This window comes from Agrobacterium sp. CFBP 3001, from assembly GCF_027871605.1.
Lineage (GTDB): Bacteria > Pseudomonadota > Alphaproteobacteria > Rhizobiales > Rhizobiaceae > Agrobacterium > Agrobacterium leguminum.
Genome location: NZ_JAQAHD010000005.1, coordinates 79066 through 102389, shown reverse-complemented (window position 1 = coordinate 102389; position 23324 = coordinate 79066). Strand labels below are relative to the sequence as shown.

Below are 23324 nucleotides of genomic sequence, written 5' to 3'. Positions count from 1 at the left end.
CGTCTTTGGGCCTAGGGCTGCTCTCTGGTGCCAGGCGCTGCGTCGCGCTGATCGTCGTCCTCAAGGTCTGTGGCGACGATGAAGGCGTCTTCGTGCTGCCTTGCGGCCTGCCGGCGCGCACGCAGGCTCACGCTCTCGTCCGGGTAAATCTCGACCTCTTTGGCTTTCAGTTCGCTGTCTGTTTCAAACCGCGCGACATCGTCGTCCTCAATATCAAGTGGTTCGGTTTTCGGCTTCTGCGGGGTGGTCATGAAGCGATCTCCTGCTGGTTTCTGCAGGTCAAACGATCGGCGGCCGATGACGGTTCCGTTTCTCGCGGAAATGCTCATTCGTCGCAGGTCAAAGCGGAACTAACTCTGGCTTTTTTTGTTTTTTCAATGGCACAATCAAAACCCGTGCAACGTAAACAGGGAGGTCCGTTATGAGCCATGACCGCGAAGCCGCAATCCGTGAAAAAGCGCGCGCAATATGGGAGAGGGAAGGAAGACCCGACGGGCACCATGAACGACACTGGATCGAGGCGGAACGGGAGCTTTCCGCAGATGCGGAAGCGGCGAAGGCCAAAAGCGGAGATGGCGTGAAGAAGTCTGCTGTCGCGAAGGCGCCTGCGAAGAAGACGCCAGCGAAAAAGGCAACTCCGGCAAATGCCAAATCACCCGCGGTAAAATCGCTTGAGAAAGAGCGGAAATCTACGGATAAGAACAAGGAAGACGATCTCACCGAGAGCCTTGAGGAGAGTTTTCCGGCAAGCGATCCTCCGGCGCTGACCAACGCCACGAAGGCGACGAAAAGGGCTGTCAAGAAGAACTGATCGTTTGGCGGTAGGATAATGGGGAAGTCACGACAATCCCCCAAGAAGAATGGGGCGAATTGCAGCTGCACTTCGCTCTTCAAAACATGTTTTTGAGAGAAATGGCTCCCCGGGCCGGATTCGAACCGGCGACCTGTCGATTAACAGTCGAATGCTCTACCGCTGAGCTACCAGGGAACGTCCACCGCTTGGCGCGGTGTGAGCGGGGTAATACAAATGCTTTTCCGATTTGCCAAGCGGTTTTTTCAAAAAAAACGCATTCCTCTTGTTTTATCCATCCAGAGTCCCGATTTTCCGGGCTTATCGCCGGTGAAAAAATTATCCACAGGCCAGATGCAAAAGGGCAGGATGGAATGAAATTCGGTATCGACCACAGAACGCACCGCCTCCATGTCGGAAAATGGAGCTTTGCCATGCCGCGTTCGCGCGTCGGCAGGATTGCGACCGGCTCGGCGCTGGTGGTGGGCGGAACGCTGGGTTTCCTGCCCGTGCTCGGCTTCTGGATGGTTCCGCTTGGTCTCGTCGTGCTTTCCCACGATCTGCCGGCGGTTCGCCGCCAGCGGCGACGGCTGGCGGTCTGGTGGGCATCGCGGCAGAACCGCCGCGACACCCGCAAGGGCGACCGGCAATAGGTCTTATGCGCCGATGGAACTGCTGATGCCCTGTCCGGCCCAGAAGGCCGCATAAGCGAGCGCTGCGAAATAAATCGCCGTTAGCCCCAGAAACAGGTAGCCGCCGAGCACGGTGACGCCATCCCTCTGAATCATCCCTGCCGAAAAAAGCAGGATCGCAACGCCTGGAAGGGTGTTGGAGAAGGGAATGAAGCCGAGCGGCATCATCAGCAATACGCCCGCCGTCATCAGCGCAAGTCCGTTTACGCGGTTGGCGATGATGCCGGTCGTCAGCGCGGGAATGCGCGGGCGGATGAAACCGTCGAGCTTGGAGACAATGGCGACGCCTTTTTGAAGGGCGGGAACGAGCTTTGCCGTCTCCATCTGCCGGTCGAGGATTTTTGCCGGCAGCCATGGCAGGCGGTTGAGGGTGATTGCCAGGCTGACAAGAATGATCGCCGCACCAAAGACCGTGCTGACGCCGGGAATGGAAACCGGGATGAGAAAGGGCAGAGAGGCGATTGCGCAGATGAGCAAAAGGCCCTGTTCGCCGATCGCTTCCATCAACTCGCGCAACGTGATCGTCTGACCCTGCAGCTTTCCTATCAGCTTCTCAAGCGTCGTGCTCAGCTTTTCAGACGTATCAGTAAATGCGAATTCGTTCGTCATGCGGCTTCCCGGAAGTTGTTTAACTCCGGGATTGATAACATCCATCCGTCCCGATGCCTATCGCCGATAGAAAAAGAGCCTCATCTCATTTGGTCGCGTGGTTCGCTTGGATTAGTGCGAAACCCAGCTACTGTAGGCGCCTGCAAGAAGAACCACCAGCAGAATGACAAGTATGACCGGATTGATCGATGTAACGAAGTTTACATAGTCCATGATAACTTCCTCCTCTTTCCTCCACTTCTTATTCTACAGCAAAAAGGCGAGTTCATCTACCACAGGCTGAAATTTCGCATTGCAACAACCGGCTTGCGGTGAGGGCTGGAAATGCTCGTCTTTATGATTTTTTGCGATGCAAAAATAAATTTTCCAACATTTGCCATTCTCTTGCGTTGTCTCTAATCCTCATTCGGGGCCGGTCTCTCCGGCCCGTCGGCAACCGCATGAATCACCGCCGATATGCCTTTGCTCCCGCCTGCCTTCACTCCGCAACACTCTTCCCCGGGGACACGACATGCTGAAAAACATCTATGCCTGGACGATGGCGCTCGCCGCGCGCAAAACCGCCGTGTGGTGGCTGGCAATCGTGGCTTTCGTGGAAAGCTCCATCTTCGTTGTGCCTGCCGATGTGCTTTTCCTGCCCATGGTGCTGGCCAGACCGAAAAAGGCGATGTTTTATGCGCTCGTGGCAACTGTCGCCTCGGTTCTTGGCGGCATCGCCGGCTGGTTCCTCGGCCACTATGCCTTTGAAAGCATCGCGCGGCCCATTCTCGAATTTTACGGCAAGCTCGACAGCTTCGAGCATCTGAAGAACTCCGTTGACTACGAAACCATCGTTCTCCTGCTGGTGACATCGGGGCTCGCGCATCTGCCGCCGATCAAGGTCGTGACTATCCTGTCCGGCGCGGCCAATATCAGCCTTGGCCTGTTCATTCTTTCGGCCGTCGTCACGCGCGGCGCACGCTTTTTCATCCTTGCCGGATTGCTGCAGAAATACGGGGAATCGGTGCGTCATTTCATCGAAAAACGCCTCGGCGCCATCACCGCGGCGGCCGCCGCCGCGCTCATCGCGGTCTATGCGGTTTACGTTTTCGTGCGTTGATCAAGCGCAAATTTTCTACTCTTACAATACTGTCGCATAACTTTCAGCTTACTGTCAGAATCCGTCTGTATCGGTTCTCTCGTCGAATGAGGGAACCGTTTTATTATGCGAAGATTTTGGAAGTGCTCCTTTTGGGGCATGGGTATTGCTGTGCTTGCCGCAGGCGGTTACCTCTACGCCATTCAGCTCCTGGGCAATTTTCACGAGGTTGTCGCGGGGCAGCTTTATCGCTCCAACCAGCCGAGCAATGAGCAGCTCGTCCGCTATACCAAAGACCATGGTATCAGGACGGTCATCAATCTGCGCGGTGCGAACGAATCCAAGGCCTGGTATCGCGATGAGGTCGAAACCGCCCGCGAACTGGGACTTAATCATATCGATTTCGGCATGTCGGCAAGCCAGGAGCTTGACATGAACAGGGTCAACGAGCTGGTCGCCATCATGCGCGATGCGCCTAAGCCCATTCTCATTCATTGCAAGGCCGGTGCGGACAGGACAGGCCTCGCCACCGCGCTCTATCTCAGCCGCGTGGCAAAGCTTGATGAGGAACAGGCGGAAAGCCAGCTTTCCTTCCGCTTCGGCCATATCGGCATTCCCTATCTCTCGGAAACCTACGCCATGGACCGGACCTGGGAGAACGCGGAAAAGATGCCCGTCGTCGACGATTTCGCCATCGCCTCCAACGAGTTCTGAAGTCGGCTCGGGCGCATTCCCCACAGGGCACACTTCAATGATCTGAACGGGATCTTGCGTCCTGTCTCGATGACGTAGGTTATCGGGACGGGCGCAACCCAGAGATCTTGGCCGGCTGAGGGCGCGGGCTGCGCAGCATCTATTGCCGTCGCCCAGCGCAATATTTCTCCGACATGCATATCTACCGGAAATGACAATTTTCATTTTTATATTAGCAACTTATGTGATCTAGCGATTTAAGTTGACTCGTAGTGTCACCTTTTATAGAGCGGCATTGTTTCAACTTCTGGATCGCATCATGACCCGCAAAACATTTATCGGCGGCCTTGCCGCATCGTTCTTATCCGTTTTCTTTATCGCACCTTCCGCCACTGCCGCAGAGAAGACCATCACCGACGTCATCGGACGCGAGGTGAAGGTTGATCTTCCTGCAAAACGCGTCGTTCTCGGTTTCTATTTCGAGGACTACATGGCGGTGGGTGGCGAAAAGGCCTATGATTCCGTCGTCGGCATTTCCCGCGAAGCGTGGGAAGGCTGGGTTCCCGCCAACTGGAAAATGCATCTCGCTCACCGCGCCTCGCTTGCGGATATTGCCGATGTCGGCGAAGTCGAAGCCCAGACCTTCTCGGTCGAAAAAGTTCTGAGCCTCAATCCCGATCTGGTGATTCTGGCGGATTGGCAATACAAGGCGCTCGGTCTCGATGCCGACCGTCTGGAAGAAGAGGGCATTCCCGTCGTTGTCGTCGACTACAACGCCCAGACGGTCGAGCGCCACGTCGCCTCCACCCGGCTTTTCGGCGAACTCACCGGCCAGCAGCAGCGCGGCAAGGAAATTGCGGAATTCTACGCCGGTTCTCTGAAGGATGTCGCCGAACGGGTGGCGAAATCCGGTCAGCCGAAACCGAAGGTCTATGTCGAATTCGGCAATAAGGGACCGGCCGAATATTCCTTCACCTATGGCAAGAACATGTGGGGCGCCATGTCCACCGCCGCTGGCGGCGACAATATCGCAGCACCTTTCGTCGAGTGGTGGGGACCGATCAATCCCGAGCAGGTTCTGGCTTCGAAGCCCGACGCCATCTTCATTTCCGGCCGTGAAAACAACAAGAACCCCGCAGCGCTGGCGATGGGGCAGGCGGTGAAGGCCGCGGATGCCCGCGAAAAGCTCAAGGCCTTCGAAACCCGTCAGGGCTGGAGTGAAGTGCCGGCCATCAAGAACGGGCAGCTGTTCGGTGTCTATCAGGGCGCGTCGCGCACACTCTCCGATTTCGCCATGGTGCAATATATCGCCAAGCAGCTTTATCCCGAGCAGTTCAAGGATGTCGATCCGATCGCGAACTATCTCGGCTATTACAGGAAGTACCTCCCGGTCACGCCTGAAGGCACCTTTGCCATCGCCGTCAAGGATTGATGGTTCTGTCGCCGGCGGCGGAAAAGCATATTTGCTTGCCGCTGGAGGTTAAATTCTGCGGACGCCACTGCACGGCGTCCGTTTTTCAGCGTCTTTTTCAAACAGGTTTTCCATGACAATTGCCGCCCGCAATGCCGAAGCCATCGGTGCGCACCGGCTGCGTGAACGTCGTCGCTGGCGCGTCGTCTTGGTCTTTTTCGTGCTGATGGCGGTGAGCCTCGTTCTCGATATCGCCACCGGTCCCTCGCTGCTGTCGCCCGCCGAAGTGGTGAAGTCGCTGACCGGCCTTGGCGAACGGGCGGCGATGACCGATTCCATCGTGCGCGGCCTTCGCCTGCCCATGGCGCTGATGGCGCTCGCCGTCGGAGCGGCGCTCGGCGCCGGCGGCGCGCAGATGCAGACCTTGCTGAATAATCCCATGGCGAGCCCCTATACGCTCGGCATGGCGGCTGCGGCGGGCTTTGGCGCCGCGCTGGTGCTTTCGCTCGGCGGTCTCGGGCTGGATGCCATGATTGCCGTTCCGCTCGGCGCTTTCGTCTTTTCCATGCTCGCCGCGCTCTTTCTCTTCATGTTGGCCTCCATGCGGCAGATGACGGCCGAAACCATCATTCTCGGCGGCATCGCGCTTCTTTTCCTGTTTCAGTCGCTGCTGTCGCTCATCCAGTTCCTGTCCTCGCCGGAACTGTCGCAGCAGATTCTTTTCTGGCTGTTCGGCAGCCTGACCAAGGCGACCTGGCCGACGCTCGGCCTGACAGCCGCCGTCACCGCCTTCTGCTGCGCCCTGCTCATGGCGGATTGCTGGAAACTGACGGCGCTGAGGATGGGGGAAATGCGGGCAGCCAGCCTCGGCATCAATGTGCGCCTGCTGCGCATGAAGGTTCTCATCATCGTCGCCATCATGACAGCGACGGCAACGAGTTTTGTCGGGGTCATCGGTTTCATCGGGCTGGTCGCGCCGCATATCGCCCGTATGACGGTGGGCGAGGATCAGCGCTTCTTTTTGCCGATGTCGGTACTGAGCGGCGCGCTGATGCTTTCGGCAGCCTCGATTCTCTCCAAATCGATCATTCCCGGCGCTCTGTTCCCGGTCGGCATCGTAACCGCCATTGTCGGCGTGCCGTTTCTCCTGTGGCTGATTTTCGCTCCGAAGAGGCGCGGCCGATGATGGTTCTGGATAATATTTCCGTCGAACGGGGCGGGCAGGTTATTGTGAGAGACCTCTCGGCACGCCTGGAGCCCGGGCAAATCCACGCCGTCATCGGCCCGAACGGAACGGGCAAGACGACGCTTCTCAGAGCGATCTTCGGCGACCTGCCGCTCGCTGCAGGCGCGATCAGCCTCGGTGATCGTCGCCTTCAGGCCGGGGAAAGGGCAGGGCGGCACAGAAGGGAATGGCGGGATCGTTTCGCCTATATGCCGCAGGACACGGCCGCCGATATAGCGCTCAGTGTGCTGGAGGTGGTGGCGCTCGGCCGCTTCGGCCGGCTTTCGCTTCATATCGACGACGAAACGCTCGATCTGGCGATGACACGCCTGCATCAGGCCGGAATAGCCCATCTGGCGGGCAGGGAGATCGCCTCGCTCAGCGGCGGGCAACGGCAGATGGCGCTTTTCGCGCAGGTTCTGATGCGTGAACCGCAGGCGATGCTGCTCGATGAGCCTGTCAGCGCGCTGGACCTCAAGCATCAGGTGGCGCTTCTCGATCTGGTGCGGCGAGAAACCCGCGCCAATGGCCGGGTGACGCTTGTCGTGCTGCATGATCTCAATCTCGCCTGCCAATATGCCGATAACCTGCTGGTGATTTCGGATGGCGCGCTGAAGGCGACCGGCGCACCGGGCGATATCGTCACGCCGAAGCTTATTTCCGAGACCTATGGCGTTGCCGTGGAGGTGTTGCGCGACCGGCGCGGCAATCCCGTCATCCAGCCGGCGGGCGATCCGCCGCTCGAACATTTCAAAACCCTTGAAGGAATAATTGCATGAAACGATTTTTGATGACGCTTGCCACGGCTTTGGCCGTAATCCTGCCCGCCACACCATCCCTTGCCGCCGAACACAAGATCCTGATGCTCAATTACGGCAAGGATGGCGGCATGGTGTTCGAGCCTTCCTATGTGAAGGCGGAGCCGGGCGACACCATTACCTTCGTGCCGCAAAATTCCAGCCACTATGTGCAGTCCTATGCGGTTCCGGAAGGCGTTAGCCCTTGGAAAAGCAAGCTCGATGAGGCCTTCACCGTCACTGTCGAGAAGGAGGGTGTCTATCTCTATTATTGCCCGCCGCATCTGATGATGGCGATGATCGGCATCATTCAGGTCGGCAAGCCCGTCAATCTCGAAGCCGTCAGACAAAAGGCCGAGAAGCTGCGGCCCAAGCTCGTCATGAAGAGCGAAAGGCTGGAGACGGCGCTCGGGCAGGTGACGCCCGCACAATAACGCCCCGCCTTTCAGGCCGCGCCAATCCGCACCGCAAATCCGCTTCTTCAACCCCGAAACCAAGGATGAAACCATGGCAAACAAAGTTATCGAAACGACGCTAAACGATCTCCTCAATGGCGAGCTGCGCGCCCACCACGCCTATCTTCAGGCGGCCGCATGGGCGGCGGAACGCAATCTCGACGGTTGCTATAAATTCCTGCTCGGCCACGCGGCGGAAGAGCTGGAGCACATGCACCGCATCTTCGGCTTTCTGAACGATCTCGGCGCACGCGTCACCTTTTCCGAACTGCCGGCGCCGCAGGTCACGGCAAACGACATCAAGGGGCTGTTCACCATCGTGACGGAGCACGAATCCCGCGTCACCGCCGCCATCAACGCGGCAGTCGATCTTGCCCACGTGGAAAAAGACCACGCCACAACCTCATTCCTGCAATGGTTCGTGGATGAGCAGCATGAGGAAGACAGCCTTTGCCGCACCATACTCGGCAAGATCGAGCTGATCGGCGACGGCCCCAATGCGCTTTACCTGATCGACCGCGAAATCGGTCAGCTGGCGGACAAGGGCTGATTGCTGCGCCAGTCCCAACTCTCAATAGTATACGATTCATGATCGGGTAAATCACGTACCACGATGCCGGGTGAACTCGGCATCGCCTCAGAAAAGCTGCGGCCATTCCAATCTGTCAGGCGATACTGCGTGACGGCGACTTAACTCGATCACTGTCGCGTAAAGAGTTGCCGAAACAACGCCTCCGAACGCTGACGCCCTTCATGCGTCAGCCCCAGCGAATTCGATTTATTAACAGGGTTATCGATCATGCCCTTCTGGTGCAAACGCTCCAGCACATCCCAGTCATGCCCCTTCCAAGCGTAGTAATCGTTGTGAAGGGTCAGCCATAACAGTGCAAGCACCGTGTCATCGATTTTCTCTTCATCGATATCCATTCAACACCTCGCGACGATTGGCAGTGAAGGTTCGCTATCTGCGGGAAGTTATCGGCTTCTCCGGTCTGGTGCAATGACAGGGCTTATCAGCGCCCAATCCCGTCCAGCGGCGTCCATCCGCGCGTATATCCCCTTCCCATAATGGCGACCGCCAGGGAAAGCTGTTCCTGCAGATGCTCGATTTCGCCGAGAAGAGCTTCGACAGCCGCCTTCGCATCGCCGTCGTGACATTGGATGACATATCCGGCTATGTCGTCAGGCCGTGTGGGGGTGATTTTTTCAGCGTCGGACATAGTGGATGACCTCTCTTTTGTTCACTAAATGTTCTAATTTTTAGCAGAGAGTCAACAACGCAATGGGCGTCGCCCTTTACAGTCCGGCACTGCGGAATTGAACGTTAGTGAACAGACGGTTCTTCGCCATCCAGAAAGCTGCGAATCCCGTCCTTCTCACACGTTGCCAGAAATTCTTCCCAGGCGTCTTTGTCGGTCGCGAAGGGTTCGTCCCAGGTGGTGACATCGTCGTGCTCGCTGATGACCTCGAGCGTCCAATCCTGCTGGGTGCCAGCGGGCCGGTAGATATCAACCAGAACCGTGATGCCGTCGTCTTCAAACTCGCCCGAGAATTCTGAGTGTTCTATTTTCGTTTTTTTGGCCATCTCGGCACACCTCATTCTCAGGCCTGGACAAACGTATAGCCCAATCCGGGCTTTTAAATTCGCGCATGGCGCAGGTTACCAGATAGCTGAAACAAATATAGCCAGCTCTGGGGGAACTGGCTATCTATCTGATTTTAATGGTCGGAGCGGCGGGATTCGAACCCACGACCCCTTGACCCCCAGTCAAGTGCGCTACCGGGCTGCGCTACGCTCCGGACCTGAAAGCCGTTTATATATAAGCCTGTTAGGGCGCAAGCGGAAAATGGTCTTTTCATAAAAAAAGGAGCAAACGGTGTGGATGGCGTAGAGAGGGCTAAGCAGCCCGGATGGGCGGCCGTCAAACGCATGACACATCCCCTTTCCATCATTGCCGGAACAAGCCGCCCGCTTCGGCGTTCAATCGCAGCGGAAGTGAAACTCAGGGAGACGAACTATGTCCGAACTCGTCGTTGTTGGTTTTGACGGAACGGAAGTGGCCGACAGGGTGCTTCTGAAGCTTGCAGGCCTGAAAAAGGAATATCTGGTCGATCTGGAAGATGCCGTGGTTGTCGTTCGCGATGAAGATGGCAAGGTGCATCTGAAACAAAGCGTCAATCTGACGGCGATCGGCGCAAGCTCCGGTTTCCTGTCCGGCGGTCTCTGGGGCGGCCTCGTCGGCCTGCTTTTCCTCAATCCACTGGCGGGATTTGCCATCGGCGGCGCGATCGGTGCCGGCACGGGGGCTCTTGCGGGTTCGCTAACGGATTTCGGCATCGACGACGATTTCATCAAATCGCTCGGCGAGACCATTCCCAACGGTTCTTCAGCGCTGTTCGTGCTGATCCGCAAGGTGCAGCCGGAAAAGGTGCTGGCGGAATTCGAAGGCCTGCGCGGCCGGGTCATCAAGACGTCGCTGTCGCCGGCGCAGGAAGCGCAGTTGCAAAAGGCGCTTTCCGGCGGAGCCGAACCGGCTGCCGCGCCTGCCGTCTGAGCAAACGATGAAAGCGAGGCTGCGGCATATTCCATGTCGAGGCCATCTGCTCGGGCATCGGGGAATTCGGCTTATACGGTCAAAGTGCCGTTTTTCGCCTGAGGCCAGGTGAGATAATAATAGCGGCTGCCGACGCTGCCGAAAAACGCGTTGTCGCCGGAAACGGTATCGACATAGGCGCCGGCCTCGCTTCTCGCATAGGCCGAGCCGTCGCGCTTGAGATGGTCTTTCAGAAAGTCGCTCCATCCCGTCATGGCGATATCCGTGGCCGGCCTGGAGGTGGTTTCTGTATCGGAGGCCACATCCCAGGCCTTTATTTGCGCACCCTCGGCGGGGTCGGAGACGGTCAGCGTGCCGGCCGTCAAAGCCTCCAGCATGGCCTTGGCCTGCGAAGCCTTGTCCGGGTCTGCGGTCAGTTCATCCAGCGTCTCCTTCAGCTCCTTCATGAAATCGGCCTTGGTAATATCGCCGGAAGAAAGCTGGGTATCCGTGTCGTCGGTCTGCGTATCCTCGTTCGAGGTCTGGGCATATTGCGCCAGAAGCTGCGTGAGCCGCGTGTTGGTGGAAGACGAGGAGGAGGTGGTGTCCAGCCCGTAAGAATCGAGGAGAGACGTCCGCGTTGTGGAGGAGGATGTGACGGCGGAATTGTCTTCCTGCTCCTTGATGGCCTTGAGGGCCAGTCTGGTGGCGGTGAGGCGTGTGGACAGGTCGATGGAGGAGACCATTGCGCTAGCTGTTTCCTTGATCGGGCGATACGCATCATTCGTACCGAACCGGCTCGGCGGGCATCGCTCCCGCCTTTCGTCTCCTCTCATAAGAAGACCGGGCGAATCCCGGCCGCGTTCGGCTTGGGATGCACCCGGTCTTAATGGCCGGACTTTGCGCGACGCTTGCGGATTAGTTCTCCTGAACGGAGACGCCGTTCGGGCCGATATTCATCTCGATCCCCTTCGGCTTGCTTTCCTCGTGCCAGACATAGACGCCAAGGCCTGCGATGACCACGATGAGTGCGCCGATGATAAGATAGAGATTATTGGTCTGCGTCATTAAGATGTCTCCCCGTTTGACAATCAGAATCCGGGGCTAAACGCATGAAATGGCGTAAGGTTCCGTAAGGGTAAGCGGTTTAGGCGACACGCGTGCGGCGGCGCAGGCTTTCGCGTTTTTCAAGCGCCATGCATCCCCACAATATGCCGAGCAGCAGGAAGAAGTGTCGCCAGTGGTCGGTATCGATGACGGCGCCGATCATTACATGCCCGACGAACGTCACCCAGGAAATGATGAGGAACGGCTGCCAGGGGCGTGGCCGCAGCAGGTGCCTGAAACCGGCGGCGATGGTCCAGCAGATCAACACGAGATAGATCACGAAACCGAACCAGCCATGCGTCGTCAGGCTCTTCAGCCAGATATTATGTTCGGCGGCGGGAAACATATTGTCGAACACCATGGGGCCGATGCCGAGCGGGTGTTCCATGGCGAGCAGGAAGCCGAGATAGTGGCGGGCAAAACGCCCGAGATGGCCGCCGTCATAAGATTGCACCGCCGAAGCGCGGCTGGAGAACAGATCCGCCACCTGCTTGAACTGCAGCGCGATGATGACCGCCGCGACCATCAGCCCGGCGGCGACAAGAAACAGCACGAGTATCTTCAGGCGAAACGCGGCCGTGCGCTCCTTCAGCAGCATCACGAAGACGAGGAGGATGGTGGCGAACAGAAACAGGCCCCAGGCTGCGCGCGAGAACGACAGGAACACAGCAAGCGACAGGATGAGCAGCCCGGCGATCCGCCACGGCGCATGCATCGCCTTGCCGGTAAGAAGGCCGTAAATGAGGTAGAGCGAGGGCGTCACCAGAAAGGGACCGAAAACGTTCGGGTCCTGAAAGGCGCCCTTGGCGCGGTCGTAAAGGGTGAAGACCTCGAAACCCGGAATGGCGTGGAAATATCCGATGATGCCAAGCAGGGCGGTGATCAGCGCCGCCGCAAGCCAGGCCCGGAAAATCAAAAGCAGCCGCTGGTATTTGTCCTCTATGATCGCCGCATAAAAAACCGAGGTCAGCGCCAGAAAGGTCGAGACGGCGAGATAAAGCGGCCCCTCGTCCAGATCGGCCATGGTGGTGAGCGAAAGATAACCGCCGACATTGAAGGCAAGCAGCAGGCACAGAAGCAGGACGACGGTGCGCGAAAGGCGAAGGCCGAGCAGGAACCACAGGGCCACCTGTCCCACCATCATCAGCTCATAGGGCGCCGGCTCGGAAATGACGAAACCGGAAAGGAACACGCCGAATGCGATGAAGAACGAACCGACGAGCCGCATGGCGGCCAGCGGCGCGTCGAAATCCGGTGCGTGCTGGTAGCCGGTGTGGGTCAATAGGCGTTTTCCGATTTCAGCAGCCGTATCGGCGTGAGGAACAGGATCTTCAGATCGAGGAACAAAGACCAGTTCTCGATGTAGTAGAGATCGTATTCGGTGCGGAACTTGATCTTGTCGCCATGGTCGATTTCGCCGCGCCAGCCGTTGATCTGCGCCCAGCCGGTAACACCTGGCTTGACCTTGTGGCGCGCGAAATAGTGCTCCACCACCTCGGTATATTTCAGGTCGCCCGTCTGGGCATGAACGGCATGCGGGCGCGGCCCGACGAGAGAAAGATCGCCATAAAGAACGTTGAAAAGCTGCGGCAACTCGTCCATCGAGGATTTGCGCAGGAAGCGGCCGACGGGCGTGACGCGCGGGTCGTTCTTCGTCACGGCCTTTTTCGCGGTCGGATCGCTAAGTTCCGTATACATGGAACGGAACTTCCAGACGTTGATCGTCTCATTGTTGAAGCCGTGGCGCTTCTGCTTGAAAAGGACCGGGCCTTTCGAGGTTGTTTTCACGGCAATTCCCGCGCCCACCATCACCGGCCATAAAAGGGCGATGCCGATGAGGCTGAAGGTGATGTCGAACACCCGTTTCGCCACCGAATCCCAGTCGCGGATCGGCTTGTCGAACACATCGAGCATCGGCACCTTGCCGACATGGGAATAGGCGCGCGGGCGGAAACGCAATTTATTGGCATGAGCCGCGATGCGGATATCGACCGGCAGCACCCACAGCTTGCGCAGAAGCTGGAGAATGCGCGCCTCGGCGCTGAGCGGCAGGGCGATGATCAGCATGTCAAGCTTCGTCAGGCGGGCAAATTCCACCAGCTCCGCAAAGGTGCCAAGCTTGGGATAGCCGGCGACAACCTCGGGAGAACGGGCGCTTTTCCGGTCATCGAAGATACCGCAAATGCGGATATCGTTATCGGACTGCTGCTCCAGCGAGCGGATAAGGTCCTTGGCGGTATCGCCGCCGCCGACGATGACGGCACGGCGTTCCATCACGCCGTTACGGCCCCAGTGGCGAATGGCGAAGCCGAGGATCAGCCGCCCGGCGAAGATCGCCACCGCACCCGTTGCATACCAGATGCCGAAGGCCTGCCAGGAATGCAGCGCATCGGGAAAGAAGAGGAGAAGGAAACAGGCAATTCCCACGAAGGAGAGGCACACTGCGCCCTGAATGCGGGCGAACATCTTCAGCGGCGTGCGCAGCGTCGGAAGCTGATAGCAATCACCGGCCTGCAACAGAAACACGCAGAGCGCCGCCCCCAGCACGCCGCCGCCGAAAACCGACAGAAAGGTTTCGAGACCGCGATCGGCTGCGATGCCGTTGACGATGGCGGCGATGACGACGAGCATCGTGAATTCCAGAAGCCGCAATTGCCCGATCACCATGTTGGGCGAATGGTTGCCGGCGCGAAGCTGGTTGGCGATCTGCCGAGCAAGCGGATTGAGAACGACGGTTTCGGAGGCCGAAGCCCCACCGGCTTCATGGTCGGAGAGTTTCTTGCGCAATGACGCCAGATCGAATTGCAGCCTGTCCTTGTCAGTCTTGGTCATTGCCTTGGTCCGCACCCTCCAGCGCATCGGCCTTAAAATCGCATTGGATTTTCGACCGGAACGATGCGCAACCTCAAAGTGGTAGAGCGCCCTTCGTGCATCCGAATGGACACGTGGCGCTCTACGAGCAGAAAACTAGCCGAAACATGCTAAGAAACGTTTATGATGAGTTTCTACAGGACGGCCGGAATATACAATTAAAAATCGTGTTTTTGAAATGACTATCAGGTCGATAACAGGTCGCGATAGAGTTTCATCATCTCATCCGCCATGACCGGGGTTGAAAATTTCGCCTTGAAGCTGTCCGGGCGAGGCATGATCCGCTGCGCCCAGCCGGCATCCTCGGCATCCTTGACCATGATCAGTGCCAGCGCATCGGCGTCGCCAGCCGGCACGAGCGCCTCGCTGTCTTTTCCAAGGACTTCGGGAATGCCGCCGACATGCGAGGCGATGACCGTTTTTCCCGCCGCAAGCGCTTCGAGCACGATATAGGGCATGGCTTCGGCGCGCGACGGCACTACCACTGTCGTTGCCAGTTCGAAGGCCTGCCTGGCGGGCATGGCCGCATGCATGGAAATCCGTCGGGAAAGCCCGGCCTTGTCGATCATCGCGGCATATTTGTCCCTGTCCGGTCCGTCGCCGACGATCACGCCGGTCATCGGCTGGCCGATGCTGCGTTCCATTTTTGCGAATGCCCTGATGAAGACATCCGGTCCCTTGAGGTCGCGCAACATGCCGATATAGAGAAAACGGGCCGCATCTTCGCGGGCGGGCACGGTTTCGAACTCGCTTTCCTGCACGCCGTTATAGATCATCGCAGTGCGGGTGCGTGGCCTGCCGACCTTGGCCTCGTAAGTCGCCTGCTCGAAATTGCAGACGAAACAGAGCGCATCGGTGAAATGCTCCTGAAACCGCTCCAGCCGCAGGAAAAGCTGCCCTTTGAGGCTGTTTCTGGCGTAATGCAGGCTGCCGCCATGCGGTGAATAGAGGCGGGCTACGCGATACCTGTTCGCCCGCAGGAGTGAGCCGATCAGCCGGGCAAGAGCGCCACCCTTGGCGCTGTGCCCGTGCAGAATGTCCGGCCGCAAACTTTTGATGTGCTTGTAAGATTTCCACAGCGCCATGAAGTCGCCGGGGCTGATGGACCGACGGATGGGCAGACGGGTGAGGCCAAGCTCCAGCATCGGGGTGATCTGTGCGAAAAGCCGTTCCTCATGCGCGCCGCCGGTGGAGCTGTCGCAGACGATGCCGACCTTGTGGCCCTGTTTCACATGTTCTTCGATGAGGTCGCGCACATGGCGGAAGACACCGCCCACCGGGGAGCGGAAGCAGTGAATGATGCGCAGGGGAGGGCCGTCATCCGACACGTTCGCCACTCCGTTTTCAGAAGAAGCGTTCACGCACATAGACGGTATCGCCGGCCAGAATGGGGGCGGTGATACCGATCCGGCCGGTCATCACCTCGGCATTGATCTTGCGGGTAATGTCGACATCGGCCTGATTGGCGCGCGGGGTGAAGCCGCCGGCAATGGCGATGGCGTTTTGCACGGTCATGCCCGGCACGTAGGAATATTGGCCGGGACGGCCGACTTCGCCCATGATGAAGACCGGGCGATAACGGTCGATCTCGATCGTCACGTCCGGATCGCGAAGATAACCCTGGCGCAGTTTGGCGGCGATGGCGGCTTCGAGCTGCGGCAGGGTCTTGCCGCGTGCCGGAACCTGACCGACGAGCGGGAAGGCGACATAACCGGCCTGATCGACCGTATAGGTATTGGTCAGCCCGGCCTGCTCGAACACGTTGATGCGCAGCCTGTCGCCGCTATCGACATGATAAGGCTGCAGGGCGGCTTCGTTGAAGGACCTCGGAGCGGGTTGATATGCCGCGCAGCCGGAAAGGGCCGTCAGAACGGCGAGCGTCAGTGCGGTGACATGTCGTGATCCGGCGAGCGGCATCTCATCTGGCTCCGAGTCGAACTTTGATCATTCTTATCGTTCTGTTAGGGTTAATGTGCGGTAAACGACCGGCGCGAGCGTTGGTAATATCGGCTTTATTTCGTCGGATTCGCAGGGATTAACTGTTGTGTTACCGGCAAGACTTAAACTTCGCGAAAATTGACCATCTATATTTGAGCGCCCGAGGTTTGTCTCGGTTACGGAGCCCGCATGAACGGCGATCGCATTGACGACAGGGATGTGGATATCGATCTTGCGCAGCTTGTCGCGGCCATTTGGCAGCGCAAGGGCCGGATCGCGGCAATCACGCTTCTTGCCGGGGGCGCCGCCTTCGTGATCTCAAGCATGATGTCGCCCGCCTACAAGGGCGAGGCGCGCGTGCTTATCGAATCCCGCGCGGCCTCCTTCGGTGCCTCGCAGCAGTCCAATGCGCCCGCCGAACCCGTGCTCGACGAATTGACCGTTTCCAGCCAGGTGCAGATCCTGCAATCGGTCGACCTCATCAAGCAGGTCGCCAAAGACATGAAGCTTTACGAGCTGGATGAGTTCGATCCGGAGGCCCATCCTTCGCTCATCTCGCAGCTCCTGGTCGCCGTCGGCGTCAAGAAGGACCCGCTTCAGGTGCTGCCAGAAGAGCGGGTGCTGAGCGCCTTCCGGGAAAAGCTGCAGGTCTATCAGGTCGAAAGCTCGCGCGTCATCACGGTCGAATTTTCCTCGCAGGATCCGAAACTCGCCGCCGCGATCCCCAATGAGATGATGAAGGCCTATATCGCCCTGCAAAGCGGCGCGAAGCTGGATACAAGCACGGAAGCGGCGCGCTGGCTGGAGCCGGAAATCGCCAATCTGCGCGAAAAGGTGCGCGAGGCCGACAGGAAGGTTGCGGATTACCGCGCCTCCTCCGATCTTCTCTCGGCGGGGCAGGGCGAAACGCTCGCCACCCGCCAGCTCAGCGATATCTCCACCGAACTTGGCCGTATCCGCGGAGAGCGCGCCAATGCGGAGGCGCGGGCGGAAGGCGTGCGCAGCGCGCTTGCAAGCGGCCGCCCGCTCGATACTTTTCCCGATGTCGTCGGTTCCCCGACGATCCAGAGGCTGAAGGAAAACGAAACGACCATCCGCAGCCAGATTTCCGATCTCTCGTCCTCGCTGCTGGAAGGCCATCCACGCATCCGCGCGCTGCGCAACCAGCTCGACGGCATACAGCGGCAGATTCAGGAAGAGACCCGCAAGGTGCTGGCGAGTCTCGAAAACGAGGCCAATGTTTCGCGCCTGCGGGAGCGACAGCTGGTCCAGCAGCTGAACATGCTGAAATCGGAAAGCGTGCGTGCGGGCGAACAGCAGGTCGGCCTCAACGATCTGGAGCGGGAAGCCTCAGCGCAAAGGCAGCTTCTGGAAACCTATCTTGCCCGTTACCGCGAAGCGACATCGCGCGCCGGCTCGGTGGATTCCACGCCGGCCGATGCGCGCGTCATCTCGACGGCGGTGGAGCCGCGCGAACCCTATTTCCCGAAGACGGGCGCCATCACCATCGTTGTGACGCTGGCGGCGTTTCTGCTGTCCTGCATCGTCGTCATGCTGGTGGAGCTTTTCACCGGCCGGGCTCTAAAGCCGATGGGCAGGAATCAGGTTCCGCCTCTCTCCGATCCGCCTTCTCCTTCGCGTGCTCCAGCCGATCCGGACAAGACCACGGACGTGCCGGAACAGCCTGTAGCGGCGCGCCATGAAACCATGCAGCCTGCTGCGCGGGCCATGCCGGTCGCGGCATACCAGCCCGTCGCCGAAGAGGAAGAACGGCATGTACCGGCGGTCGCTGCTGCTGCCATGCCGGCCTTACCGGTGGAAGATGTCGCGGCTGCGAAAGAGGAGGCAACGGAGGAGGAAATCGATACCGATGACGATTTCTCCATCGACGCCGTTGCAGGTTTCCTGGCCACCCGCCTCGCCAAACCGGTCGCCGCAATCGTGTCGCCGGCTGGTGATAGTGGTTCGACCACGTCCGTCATGCTGGCGCGTGCTTTGTCCGAAATGGGCCGTTCGGTCGTTCTCGTCGACATGACGGCGTCAGCCTGTCCGACGCGGCTGATGGCGCCGGAAGCCGGGCTTCCCGGTGTCATGGACCTTCTGGCGGGCGCCGCCGCTTTCGGTGAAACCATTCACGGCGACCGCCTGTCCGACGCCCATATCGTGCCGCGCGGCAATGCGAAGCCGCGCGAGGCCATGCGCGCGATAGACCGTCTGACGATGATCCTCGGCGCGCTCTCCGACGCTTATGATACCGTCCTCGTCGAATGTGGCGCGGTGCAGATTTCGAGTCTCGGGAAAATGCTGCGCAACCTGCCGGCGGAAATCATCGTCTCGGTTCCCGGCAAGGATAGCGAATTGTTGGAAAAGACGCTCGGTGAACTGGTTGCTGAGGGCTTTGAACAGGCATTGCCGATGACCGGCATGCGCAAGCCGGACCATCTGAGCGCAGCCTGAGACGCGGCAAAAAAACTGCTCAGTCGGTGGCGGTGTCCATCTTCGAGCGTCCGGCGCGAAAACGCTGTATGAGCGCATAAAGCGCCGGATTGGATTTGATCAGGCTTTTCGTCCGGGCGATGGCGACATAGGCTGAGGCCGCAACACGACCCTTCAACGTCACCGGCAGGAATATATCGTGCTGCACGGTGAAAAGCGGGCACCAGCTGCGCTTATAAAGCTGGTCGCCGACGCCGAAATCGAAGATCGCCGCCTTTTCGTGGCATGCCCTTTCGATCATCAGCCAGAACAGCAATTCACCGGGGCTGAGTTCCGAAACGGATTCATCGATCGAACCGAACTGGCAGATGATGTGATCCTGCTTGCGCGAAAGGCCGGCGATCGCGGCGATGACCCCCTCGTTTTCGCCATGCAGGCGAATGGCATGCAATTCCAGCAGACTGTTCGTGCCCGTCTCGGGAAAATTGGCCAGATCGTAGAAGAAATCCCGCACCGATTGATCCCGAAACACATCCGGAATGCCCTGCGAGGCGAAACGGGCGGCCTTCTGGCGGAAAAACGCCTGCAGCAATTCGCACTTTTCCTGTGGCGACCGTGCGATCACATGGCTGTAACCGCCCATTTCCTCTGCCCTTCGGCTCTGGATGCGGAATTTCTTCCGTCGCCTCTTGGCATTGACCTGCCGGAGCGTGGCTTCGAAGCTTTCGAACAGGGGAAGCTGGAAGGCCGGATTCTGGTTTTCGACGGAAGCAAGATGCGAGAGGGGATTGGTCCTGTCGCGCCACGTCAGCGGTATGTTCTGCAAGGCCAGAATATCGGCCCGGCCATGCAGCAGCTTCCGCGCCTCACGGGCAATCGCTGCTGCGATTTCCTGTCCGGCCTGTTCGGCAAAGGAGGGGTCGAAAAGCCCCGTATTGATATTGTTGAAACGGCCGCCGGGAAAACGCGCCTTGCGGATGCCGCCTTCCAGTACGATTTCGAGTGGCAGCAGAAAGATCGTCTTGCCGCCCTGCCGGCCGCGAAGCGTCAGGAGCGCGCTGTCCTGCGTCTGCGCCCAGATGGAGCACCAGCCGAAACCCTGATGCAGCGAATTGAGCGGGTCGTTTTCCAATCGCTCCCAGTCGGAGCGGATGGTGGAGGCGTCATCGACCAGATCGATCAACAGACGATCAGCACTCCGCCGCTCGTTTTGCACGGCGGCTGGTGCTTGCTCATCGCTGATAAAGACCGGCCCCTCAGCCGCCATCCACTCTCTCCGGTTGTTTCGGTCGGACTATATCGCTGAGCGGCAAACAATCGGTTTATAAAATTGCGACCTCAGGGTGTCATGCGATGGCTGGCGCTTAACCCTGCTTTTTGGGTCCGGCCATCCATTTGATGATCAGCATCGCCGGCAGAACCCACAAGATTCCGGTCAGCACGAAATAAGCGAGATGCACCCACCAGGGCGATTGCGCCAGCGCCGCCGATGCAATGGCCGTCGCCACCACGGCGTAAACGACGACGAGGCAGATGATGACGATGGTGCCGATAAGCGATCTGAGGCGAGGGTGCATGAAGTCTTCCGTCATTGAGTATCTGCGCGGGACTATAGCGCCGCGACCGCATGCCGCAAACCCTGAGGCCTTGTTTTGTGGTGCCGGTTGGGGCTAATCAACATGACTGTATGAGGGAGACCTGAAAGATGCGTTCGAGCGGCATGACGATGGCAAATGGTTCTGCGGAAATCGTGGTGGAGGCTGCCCTGCAGAAACAGGAGAAGGACCGCCGCCTGCTGCGCATCTGGCTGCGCGTCGTGCTTTTCACGCTCTTCTGTCTGGTCCTCGTCGGCGGCGCCACGCGGCTTACCGAATCCGGCCTGTCGATTACCGAGTGGAAGCCGATCCACGGCGCCATTCCGCCGCTTTCAGTCGCCGAATGGGAAGAGGAATTCCAGCTCTACAAGCGCATTCCCCAATATCAGGAAATCAACAAGGGCATGTCGCTCGACGAGTTCAAGACGATTTTCTGGTGGGAATGGGCGCATCGCCTGCTTGCCCGCACCATCGGCGTCATCTTCGCTTTGCCGCTCGCCTTCTTCTGGCTCACCGGCCGCGTCGAAAAGCGCCTGCGCCTGCCGCTGGTCGGCCTTCTGGCGCTTGGCGGCTTTCAGGGCTTCATCGGCTGGTGGATGGTCTCTTCCGGCCTCGTCAACCGCACCGACGTCTCGCAATATCGCCTTGCCACACATCTGACCATCGCCTGCCTCATCTTTGCGGGCTGCATGTGGATTTTGCGCGGACTATCGCATCATTCGCCTGATGCCGCCGACGAAAAGACGGGCAGGGGTTTTGCCGCGCTGCTGACGGTGCTCTGTCTCTTCCAGATCTATCTCGGCGCATTGGTGGCGGGGCTGAATGCCGGCCTTTCCTATAATACCTGGCCGCTGATGGACGGCTCGCTGGTGCCGGGCGACCTCTTCCTGCAACAGCCCTGGTGGATCAACCTCTTCGAGAACCCCAAGACGGTGCAATTCGTCCACCGCCTCGGCGCCTACACGCTGTTTGCCGCCACGCTGTGGCATATGGTGTCTATGGCGCGCGCCTTGCCCAATACACCGCATGCCCGCCGCGCGGTGCTGTTCTTCGTGCTCGTCTCCATTCAGGCGGCGCTCGGCATCACCACGCTGCTCATGCATGTGGATATTCACATCGCGCTCGCCCATCAGGGCATGGCGCTGATCGTGCTCGGTTTCGCCGTCGCCCACTGGCGCGGTTTCATCGGCGAATATCCGGCGCCCGTTGCGGTCGAAGTCAGGGACTGAGGCGGCTTAGAACTGCCCGAGCACCGTTTTGATGGTGGCCGCGACGGCGAGTTCGTTGTCGCGTTCCTCCGCATTGCCATCCTCTTCGTGCCACGCGGCAGAAAGGCAGCCATAGGCAAAGGCGTATTGCAGCAATAGCCGTTCGTCCCGTTGCAGAGCCTTCGCAAAAATCGCTGCCATTGAGGCGATGCGCGCCTCGCTGCGGGTAAGGTCGAAACGGTCGAGCGGATTGGAGAACATATTGGCGACATCGAGCGCCGCATCGCCGATCAGGCCGGCCGGGTCGATGATGATCCAGCCGCGTTCACTGCGCATGATGTTCTCGTGATGCAGATCGCCGTGCAGCGGCTTGATATCTCGCTGCCGGTCGATCAGTGCCTGCGCCAGCGCGGCGCCCTCGATATAGGGGCTGTCCACGCCGTCAGTACGGTCCTGTTCGGCCTTGCGGAACAGGCTCTCAAAATAGAGCGGCAGCGTCAGCAGGCTTGAAGGCGGCGGCTGCTGCGATGGCTGATGATATCTGAGCAGGACATCGGCGGCGATCTCCGTGGTGGCATTGTCATTGCCGTCGCGAAACAGCACGTCGCGCAGGGTCTCCGTGCCGGCATGTTCCATCAGCAGAATATCGTCGGAGCGGTCGAGCAGCTCCACGCAGCCGATGCCGGCGCGCCATTTAATGAAATCCGCGCCGCGAAGGCTGTCCTTCAGTACTTTCTTTTTCAGAACCTTGGCGACGGCAAGCGAACCGTCGCCGCGCGTAAGCTCGTAAACCACCCCGGCCGGCGTATCGGCAATAGGTTTCGCGGCCTCGATATTCCACGAGGCCGGAAAAGAGGGTGGGGCAATCTTCATGAGAAAAGCCTCATGCGGAGAGCATCAGTTCCATGTTCTGCACGGCAGCACCGGATGCGCCCTTGCCGAGATTGTCGAGCAGCGCGACGAGGTTGATGTGTTCGCCGCCCGGCGTACCGAAGACGAAGAGTTTCATCGTGTCCTTGCCCGCCAGTTCCTCGGCGTCGATGCGAGCGAGCCCCTTGCTTTCGGCAAGCGGCACCACATTGACGATGTCCTGTCCCGCATAATGGGCGGTCAGCGCCGCATGGATCGTTTCGACGGTCGCGCCTTCCTTCAGGTCGGCGGCAAACAGCGGCACCTGCACGATCATGCCCTGCGGGAAACGACCGACGGAAGGCGAAAACAGCGGTGCGCGGTTGAGCTGGCCATGAATGGTCATTTCCGGCACATGCTTGTGCTTGAGCGTCAGGCCATAGAGGAAATTATTGGCGCTGATTGCGTCATCGCGACTCTGGTCTTCCATCTGGGCGATCATCTGCTTGCCGCCGCCGGTGTAACCGGAAACCGCATTGACGCTGACCGGATAACCGTCCGGCAGCAGGCCTGCGGCGCGCAGCGGGCGAATAAGGGCGATAGCACCGGTCGGGTAGCAGCCCGGATTGGCGACGAGACGGGCGGAACGAACCTTCTCGCCCTGTTCCTTGTCCATTTCGGCAAAGCCATAGGCCCAGTCTTGGTGAACGCGATAGGCGGTCGAGGTATCGATGATGCGGACATTGTTATTGCCGGCCACCATTGAGACCGCTTCCCGGGAAGCATCGTCCGGCAGGCAGAGGATCGAAATGTCGGCATTGTTGAGCATATCCTCGCGCATCGCCGCATTGCGGCGCTCGGCCTCGGGTATGGACAGCAGCTCAATATCGCGGCGACCGGCAAGGCGCGTGCGGATCTGCAGACCCGTGGTGCCGTGTTCGCCATCGATGAAGATCTTCGCTGTCATGTCCTTGTCCTGACTTTTCAAAGGGTTGCGAGGGTAATCGGAATCAGTTTGGCAGGCGCCGGCTTCCTT

The 23324-nt window shown here is 59.2% G+C and carries 27 protein-coding genes and 2 tRNA genes; 12 read left to right on the top strand and 17 right to left on the bottom strand.

All coding sequences use genetic code 11. The features are described 5' to 3' along the window. Positions 1–11: 11 nt before the first annotated feature. Complete coding sequence (locus tag PH605_RS08950; RefSeq protein ID WP_142844860.1) at positions 12–251, bottom strand: hypothetical protein; 240 nt, start codon at positions 249–251, stop codon at positions 12–14. 170 nt (positions 252–421) lie between these two features. On the opposite strand from PH605_RS08950, the gene PH605_RS08945 reads away from it, so the two are divergent. Further along, a complete protein-coding gene (locus tag PH605_RS08945; RefSeq protein WP_142844861.1) occupies positions 422–811 on the top strand; it encodes a DUF2934 domain-containing protein in 390 nt (129 codons plus the stop codon). A 102-nt stretch (positions 812–913) separates the two neighbouring features. Here the strand turns inward: PH605_RS08945 and PH605_RS08940 are convergent. Next, positions 914–988 (bottom strand) — tRNA-Asn (locus PH605_RS08940). 176 nt (positions 989–1164) lie between these two features. Between PH605_RS08940 and PH605_RS08935 the strand changes: the two genes are divergently transcribed. Further along, positions 1165–1443: a hypothetical protein gene (locus PH605_RS08935; RefSeq protein WP_065654012.1), complete on the top strand. Its 279-nt coding sequence runs from the start codon at positions 1165–1167 to the stop codon at positions 1441–1443. Between the two features lie 3 nt (positions 1444–1446). Here the strand turns inward: PH605_RS08935 and PH605_RS08930 are convergent, their stop codons facing one another. Further along, a complete protein-coding gene (locus PH605_RS08930) occupies positions 1447–2091 on the bottom strand; it encodes an exopolysaccharide biosynthesis protein (RefSeq protein WP_142844862.1) in 645 nt (214 codons plus the stop codon). 511 nt (positions 2092–2602) lie between these two features. Between PH605_RS08930 and PH605_RS08925 the strand changes: the two genes are divergently transcribed. The 7 genes from PH605_RS08925 to PH605_RS08895 all read left to right on the top strand — a co-directional run bounded on the left by PH605_RS08925 (position 2603) and on the right by PH605_RS08895 (position 8300). Beyond that, entirely contained in the window at positions 2603–3190 is a 588-nt protein-coding gene (locus PH605_RS08925; protein WP_059752579.1) for a YqaA family protein, read from the top strand. Positions 3191–3328: 138 nt separating this feature from the next. Beyond that, positions 3329–3883: a dual specificity protein phosphatase family protein gene (locus PH605_RS08920; protein ID WP_003521565.1), complete on the top strand. Its 555-nt coding sequence runs from the start codon at positions 3329–3331 to the stop codon at positions 3881–3883. A 298-nt stretch (positions 3884–4181) separates the two neighbouring features. Then, entirely contained in the window at positions 4182–5294 is a 1113-nt protein-coding gene (locus PH605_RS08915) for an ABC transporter substrate-binding protein (protein ID WP_185740822.1), read from the top strand. Positions 5295–5406: 112 nt separating this feature from the next. Further along, a complete protein-coding gene (locus PH605_RS08910) occupies positions 5407–6459 on the top strand; it encodes a FecCD family ABC transporter permease (protein WP_078054036.1) in 1053 nt (350 codons plus the stop codon). After that, positions 6456–7277: an ABC transporter ATP-binding protein gene (locus PH605_RS08905; protein WP_142844863.1), complete on the top strand. Its 822-nt coding sequence runs from the start codon at positions 6456–6458 to the stop codon at positions 7275–7277. The genes PH605_RS08910 and PH605_RS08905 overlap by 4 nt, the downstream gene beginning before the upstream one ends. Further along, complete coding sequence (locus tag PH605_RS08900) at positions 7274–7729, top strand: pseudoazurin (protein ID WP_080856240.1); 456 nt, start codon at positions 7274–7276, stop codon at positions 7727–7729. Before PH605_RS08905 ends, PH605_RS08900 begins: the two co-directional genes overlap by 4 nt. 73 nt (positions 7730–7802) lie before the next feature. Continuing rightward, positions 7803–8300 (top strand): ferritin, encoded by a 498-nt coding sequence (locus tag PH605_RS08895; RefSeq protein WP_078054033.1) that lies wholly within the window; start codon positions 7803–7805, stop codon positions 8298–8300. A gap of 149 nt (positions 8301–8449) precedes the next feature. On the opposite strand, the gene PH605_RS08890 is transcribed toward PH605_RS08895, so the two are convergent. The 4 genes from PH605_RS08890 to PH605_RS08875 all read right to left on the bottom strand — a co-directional run bounded on the left by PH605_RS08890 (position 8450) and on the right by PH605_RS08875 (position 9550). Then, positions 8450–8677: a DUF6429 family protein gene (locus tag PH605_RS08890; RefSeq protein WP_078054032.1), complete on the bottom strand. Its 228-nt coding sequence runs from the start codon at positions 8675–8677 to the stop codon at positions 8450–8452. Between the two features lie 86 nt (positions 8678–8763). After that, the gene (locus tag PH605_RS08885) at positions 8764–8970 is read right to left on the bottom strand and encodes a hypothetical protein (protein ID WP_078054031.1); all 207 of its coding nucleotides are present in this window, start codon (positions 8968–8970) and stop codon (positions 8764–8766) included. Positions 8971–9074: 104 nt separating this feature from the next. Further along, a complete protein-coding gene (locus PH605_RS08880) occupies positions 9075–9335 on the bottom strand; it encodes a hypothetical protein (protein WP_065654007.1) in 261 nt (86 codons plus the stop codon). 138 nt (positions 9336–9473) lie between these two features. Continuing rightward, positions 9474–9550, bottom strand: a tRNA-Pro gene (locus PH605_RS08875). A gap of 218 nt (positions 9551–9768) precedes the next feature. On the opposite strand from PH605_RS08875, the gene PH605_RS08870 reads away from it, so the two are divergent. Continuing rightward, positions 9769–10305, top strand: coding sequence for a DUF1269 domain-containing protein (locus PH605_RS08870; protein WP_003521556.1), 537 nt, complete (start codon positions 9769–9771; stop codon positions 10303–10305). A 71-nt stretch (positions 10306–10376) separates the two neighbouring features. Here the strand turns inward: PH605_RS08870 and PH605_RS08865 are convergent, their stop codons facing one another. The 6 genes from PH605_RS08865 to uppC form a co-directional block, all read right to left on the bottom strand. Next, positions 10377–11030: a hypothetical protein gene (locus tag PH605_RS08865; protein WP_142844864.1), complete on the bottom strand. Its 654-nt coding sequence runs from the start codon at positions 11028–11030 to the stop codon at positions 10377–10379. A 172-nt stretch (positions 11031–11202) separates the two neighbouring features. Next, positions 11203–11352 (bottom strand): hypothetical protein, encoded by a 150-nt coding sequence (locus PH605_RS08860; protein ID WP_104679367.1) that lies wholly within the window; start codon positions 11350–11352, stop codon positions 11203–11205. A gap of 79 nt (positions 11353–11431) precedes the next feature. Continuing rightward, positions 11432–12673, bottom strand: a complete 1242-nt coding sequence (uppF, locus tag PH605_RS08855) for a polysaccharide biosynthesis O-antigen ligase family protein UppF (protein WP_142844865.1) — start codon at positions 12671–12673, stop codon at positions 11432–11434. Further along, positions 12670–14223 carry a polysaccharide biosynthesis glycosyltransferase UppE gene (gene uppE, locus PH605_RS08850; RefSeq protein ID WP_080852228.1) on the bottom strand — a complete coding sequence of 518 codons (1554 nt, stop codon included), beginning with the start codon at positions 14221–14223 and terminating at the stop codon, positions 12670–12672. Before uppE ends, uppF begins: the two co-directional genes overlap by 4 nt. Positions 14224–14447: 224 nt before the next feature. Then, on the bottom strand, positions 14448–15590 hold the full coding sequence (uppD, locus tag PH605_RS08845; RefSeq protein WP_161987838.1) for a polysaccharide biosynthesis type 4 glycosyltransferase UppD: 1143 nt from the start codon (positions 15588–15590) through the stop codon (positions 14448–14450). 16 nt (positions 15591–15606) lie between these two features. Beyond that, complete coding sequence (gene uppC, locus PH605_RS08840) at positions 15607–16179, bottom strand: polysaccharide export protein UppC (RefSeq protein WP_003502309.1); 573 nt, start codon at positions 16177–16179, stop codon at positions 15607–15609. Positions 16180–16389: 210 nt separating this feature from the next. Here uppC and uppB point away from each other — a divergent pair, with 210 nt between their 5' ends. Next, entirely contained in the window at positions 16390–18657 is a 2268-nt protein-coding gene (uppB, locus tag PH605_RS08835) for a polysaccharide biosynthesis protein UppB (RefSeq protein WP_142844866.1), read from the top strand. Between the two features lie 19 nt (positions 18658–18676). Here uppB and uppA read toward each other — a convergent pair whose 3' ends face one another. Both uppA and PH605_RS08825 read right to left on the bottom strand, forming a co-directional pair. Continuing rightward, on the bottom strand, positions 18677–19903 hold the full coding sequence (gene uppA / locus PH605_RS08830) for a polysaccharide biosynthesis GNAT family N-acetyltransferase UppA (protein ID WP_142844867.1): 1227 nt from the start codon (positions 19901–19903) through the stop codon (positions 18677–18679). Between the two features lie 97 nt (positions 19904–20000). Then, entirely contained in the window at positions 20001–20213 is a 213-nt protein-coding gene (locus PH605_RS08825; RefSeq protein ID WP_020811154.1) for a DUF2842 domain-containing protein, read from the bottom strand. Positions 20214–20356: 143 nt separating this feature from the next. Between PH605_RS08825 and PH605_RS08820 the strand changes: the two genes are divergently transcribed. Continuing rightward, positions 20357–21460, top strand: a complete 1104-nt coding sequence (locus PH605_RS08820) for a COX15/CtaA family protein (protein WP_162856831.1) — start codon at positions 20357–20359, stop codon at positions 21458–21460. Positions 21461–21466: 6 nt separating this feature from the next. Here PH605_RS08820 and PH605_RS08815 read toward each other — a convergent pair whose 3' ends face one another. Further along, on the bottom strand, positions 21467–22312 hold the full coding sequence (locus tag PH605_RS08815; RefSeq protein ID WP_142844869.1) for an aminoglycoside phosphotransferase family protein: 846 nt from the start codon (positions 22310–22312) through the stop codon (positions 21467–21469). A gap of 10 nt (positions 22313–22322) precedes the next feature. Then, positions 22323–23255, bottom strand: a complete 933-nt coding sequence (argC, locus tag PH605_RS08810; RefSeq protein WP_142844870.1) for an N-acetyl-gamma-glutamyl-phosphate reductase — start codon at positions 23253–23255, stop codon at positions 22323–22325. Positions 23256–23324: the final 69 nt, after the last annotated feature.

What these genes read in the sequence shown, in the direction of transcription:
- PH605_RS08950 (WP_142844860.1), bottom strand. Translation starts at nt 251, where the DNA reads ATGACCACCCCGCAGAAGCCGAAAACCGAACCACTTGATATTGAGGAC.
- PH605_RS08945 (WP_142844861.1), top strand. Translation starts at nt 422, where the DNA reads ATGAGCCATGACCGCGAAGCCGCAATCCGTGAAAAAGCGCGCGCAATA.
- PH605_RS08935 (WP_065654012.1), top strand. Translation starts at nt 1,165, where the DNA reads ATGAAATTCGGTATCGACCACAGAACGCACCGCCTCCATGTCGGAAAA.
- PH605_RS08930 (WP_142844862.1), bottom strand. Translation starts at nt 2,091, where the DNA reads ATGACGAACGAATTCGCATTTACTGATACGTCTGAAAAGCTGAGCACG.
- PH605_RS08925 (WP_059752579.1), top strand. Translation starts at nt 2,603, where the DNA reads ATGCTGAAAAACATCTATGCCTGGACGATGGCGCTCGCCGCGCGCAAA.
- PH605_RS08920 (WP_003521565.1), top strand. Translation starts at nt 3,329, where the DNA reads ATGGGTATTGCTGTGCTTGCCGCAGGCGGTTACCTCTACGCCATTCAG.
- PH605_RS08915 (WP_185740822.1), top strand. Translation starts at nt 4,182, where the DNA reads ATGACCCGCAAAACATTTATCGGCGGCCTTGCCGCATCGTTCTTATCC.
- PH605_RS08910 (WP_078054036.1), top strand. Translation starts at nt 5,407, where the DNA reads ATGACAATTGCCGCCCGCAATGCCGAAGCCATCGGTGCGCACCGGCTG.
- PH605_RS08905 (WP_142844863.1), top strand. Translation starts at nt 6,456, where the DNA reads ATGATGGTTCTGGATAATATTTCCGTCGAACGGGGCGGGCAGGTTATT.
- PH605_RS08900 (WP_080856240.1), top strand. Translation starts at nt 7,274, where the DNA reads ATGAAACGATTTTTGATGACGCTTGCCACGGCTTTGGCCGTAATCCTG.
- PH605_RS08895 (WP_078054033.1), top strand. Translation starts at nt 7,803, where the DNA reads ATGGCAAACAAAGTTATCGAAACGACGCTAAACGATCTCCTCAATGGC.
- PH605_RS08890 (WP_078054032.1), bottom strand. Translation starts at nt 8,677, where the DNA reads ATGGATATCGATGAAGAGAAAATCGATGACACGGTGCTTGCACTGTTA.
- PH605_RS08885 (WP_078054031.1), bottom strand. Translation starts at nt 8,970, where the DNA reads ATGTCCGACGCTGAAAAAATCACCCCCACACGGCCTGACGACATAGCC.
- PH605_RS08880 (WP_065654007.1), bottom strand. Translation starts at nt 9,335, where the DNA reads ATGGCCAAAAAAACGAAAATAGAACACTCAGAATTCTCGGGCGAGTTT.
- PH605_RS08870 (WP_003521556.1), top strand. Translation starts at nt 9,769, where the DNA reads ATGTCCGAACTCGTCGTTGTTGGTTTTGACGGAACGGAAGTGGCCGAC.
- PH605_RS08865 (WP_142844864.1), bottom strand. Translation starts at nt 11,030, where the DNA reads ATGGTCTCCTCCATCGACCTGTCCACACGCCTCACCGCCACCAGACTG.
- PH605_RS08860 (WP_104679367.1), bottom strand. Translation starts at nt 11,352, where the DNA reads ATGACGCAGACCAATAATCTCTATCTTATCATCGGCGCACTCATCGTG.
- uppE (WP_080852228.1), bottom strand. Translation starts at nt 14,223, where the DNA reads ATGACCAAGACTGACAAGGACAGGCTGCAATTCGATCTGGCGTCATTG.
- uppC (WP_003502309.1), bottom strand. Translation starts at nt 16,179, where the DNA reads ATGCCGCTCGCCGGATCACGACATGTCACCGCACTGACGCTCGCCGTT.
- uppB (WP_142844866.1), top strand. Translation starts at nt 16,390, where the DNA reads ATGAACGGCGATCGCATTGACGACAGGGATGTGGATATCGATCTTGCG.
- uppA (WP_142844867.1), bottom strand. Translation starts at nt 19,903, where the DNA reads ATGGCGGCTGAGGGGCCGGTCTTTATCAGCGATGAGCAAGCACCAGCC.
- PH605_RS08825 (WP_020811154.1), bottom strand. Translation starts at nt 20,213, where the DNA reads ATGCACCCTCGCCTCAGATCGCTTATCGGCACCATCGTCATCATCTGC.
- PH605_RS08820 (WP_162856831.1), top strand. Translation starts at nt 20,357, where the DNA reads ATGACGATGGCAAATGGTTCTGCGGAAATCGTGGTGGAGGCTGCCCTG.
- PH605_RS08815 (WP_142844869.1), bottom strand. Translation starts at nt 22,312, where the DNA reads ATGAAGATTGCCCCACCCTCTTTTCCGGCCTCGTGGAATATCGAGGCC.
- argC (WP_142844870.1), bottom strand. Translation starts at nt 23,255, where the DNA reads ATGACAGCGAAGATCTTCATCGATGGCGAACACGGCACCACGGGTCTG.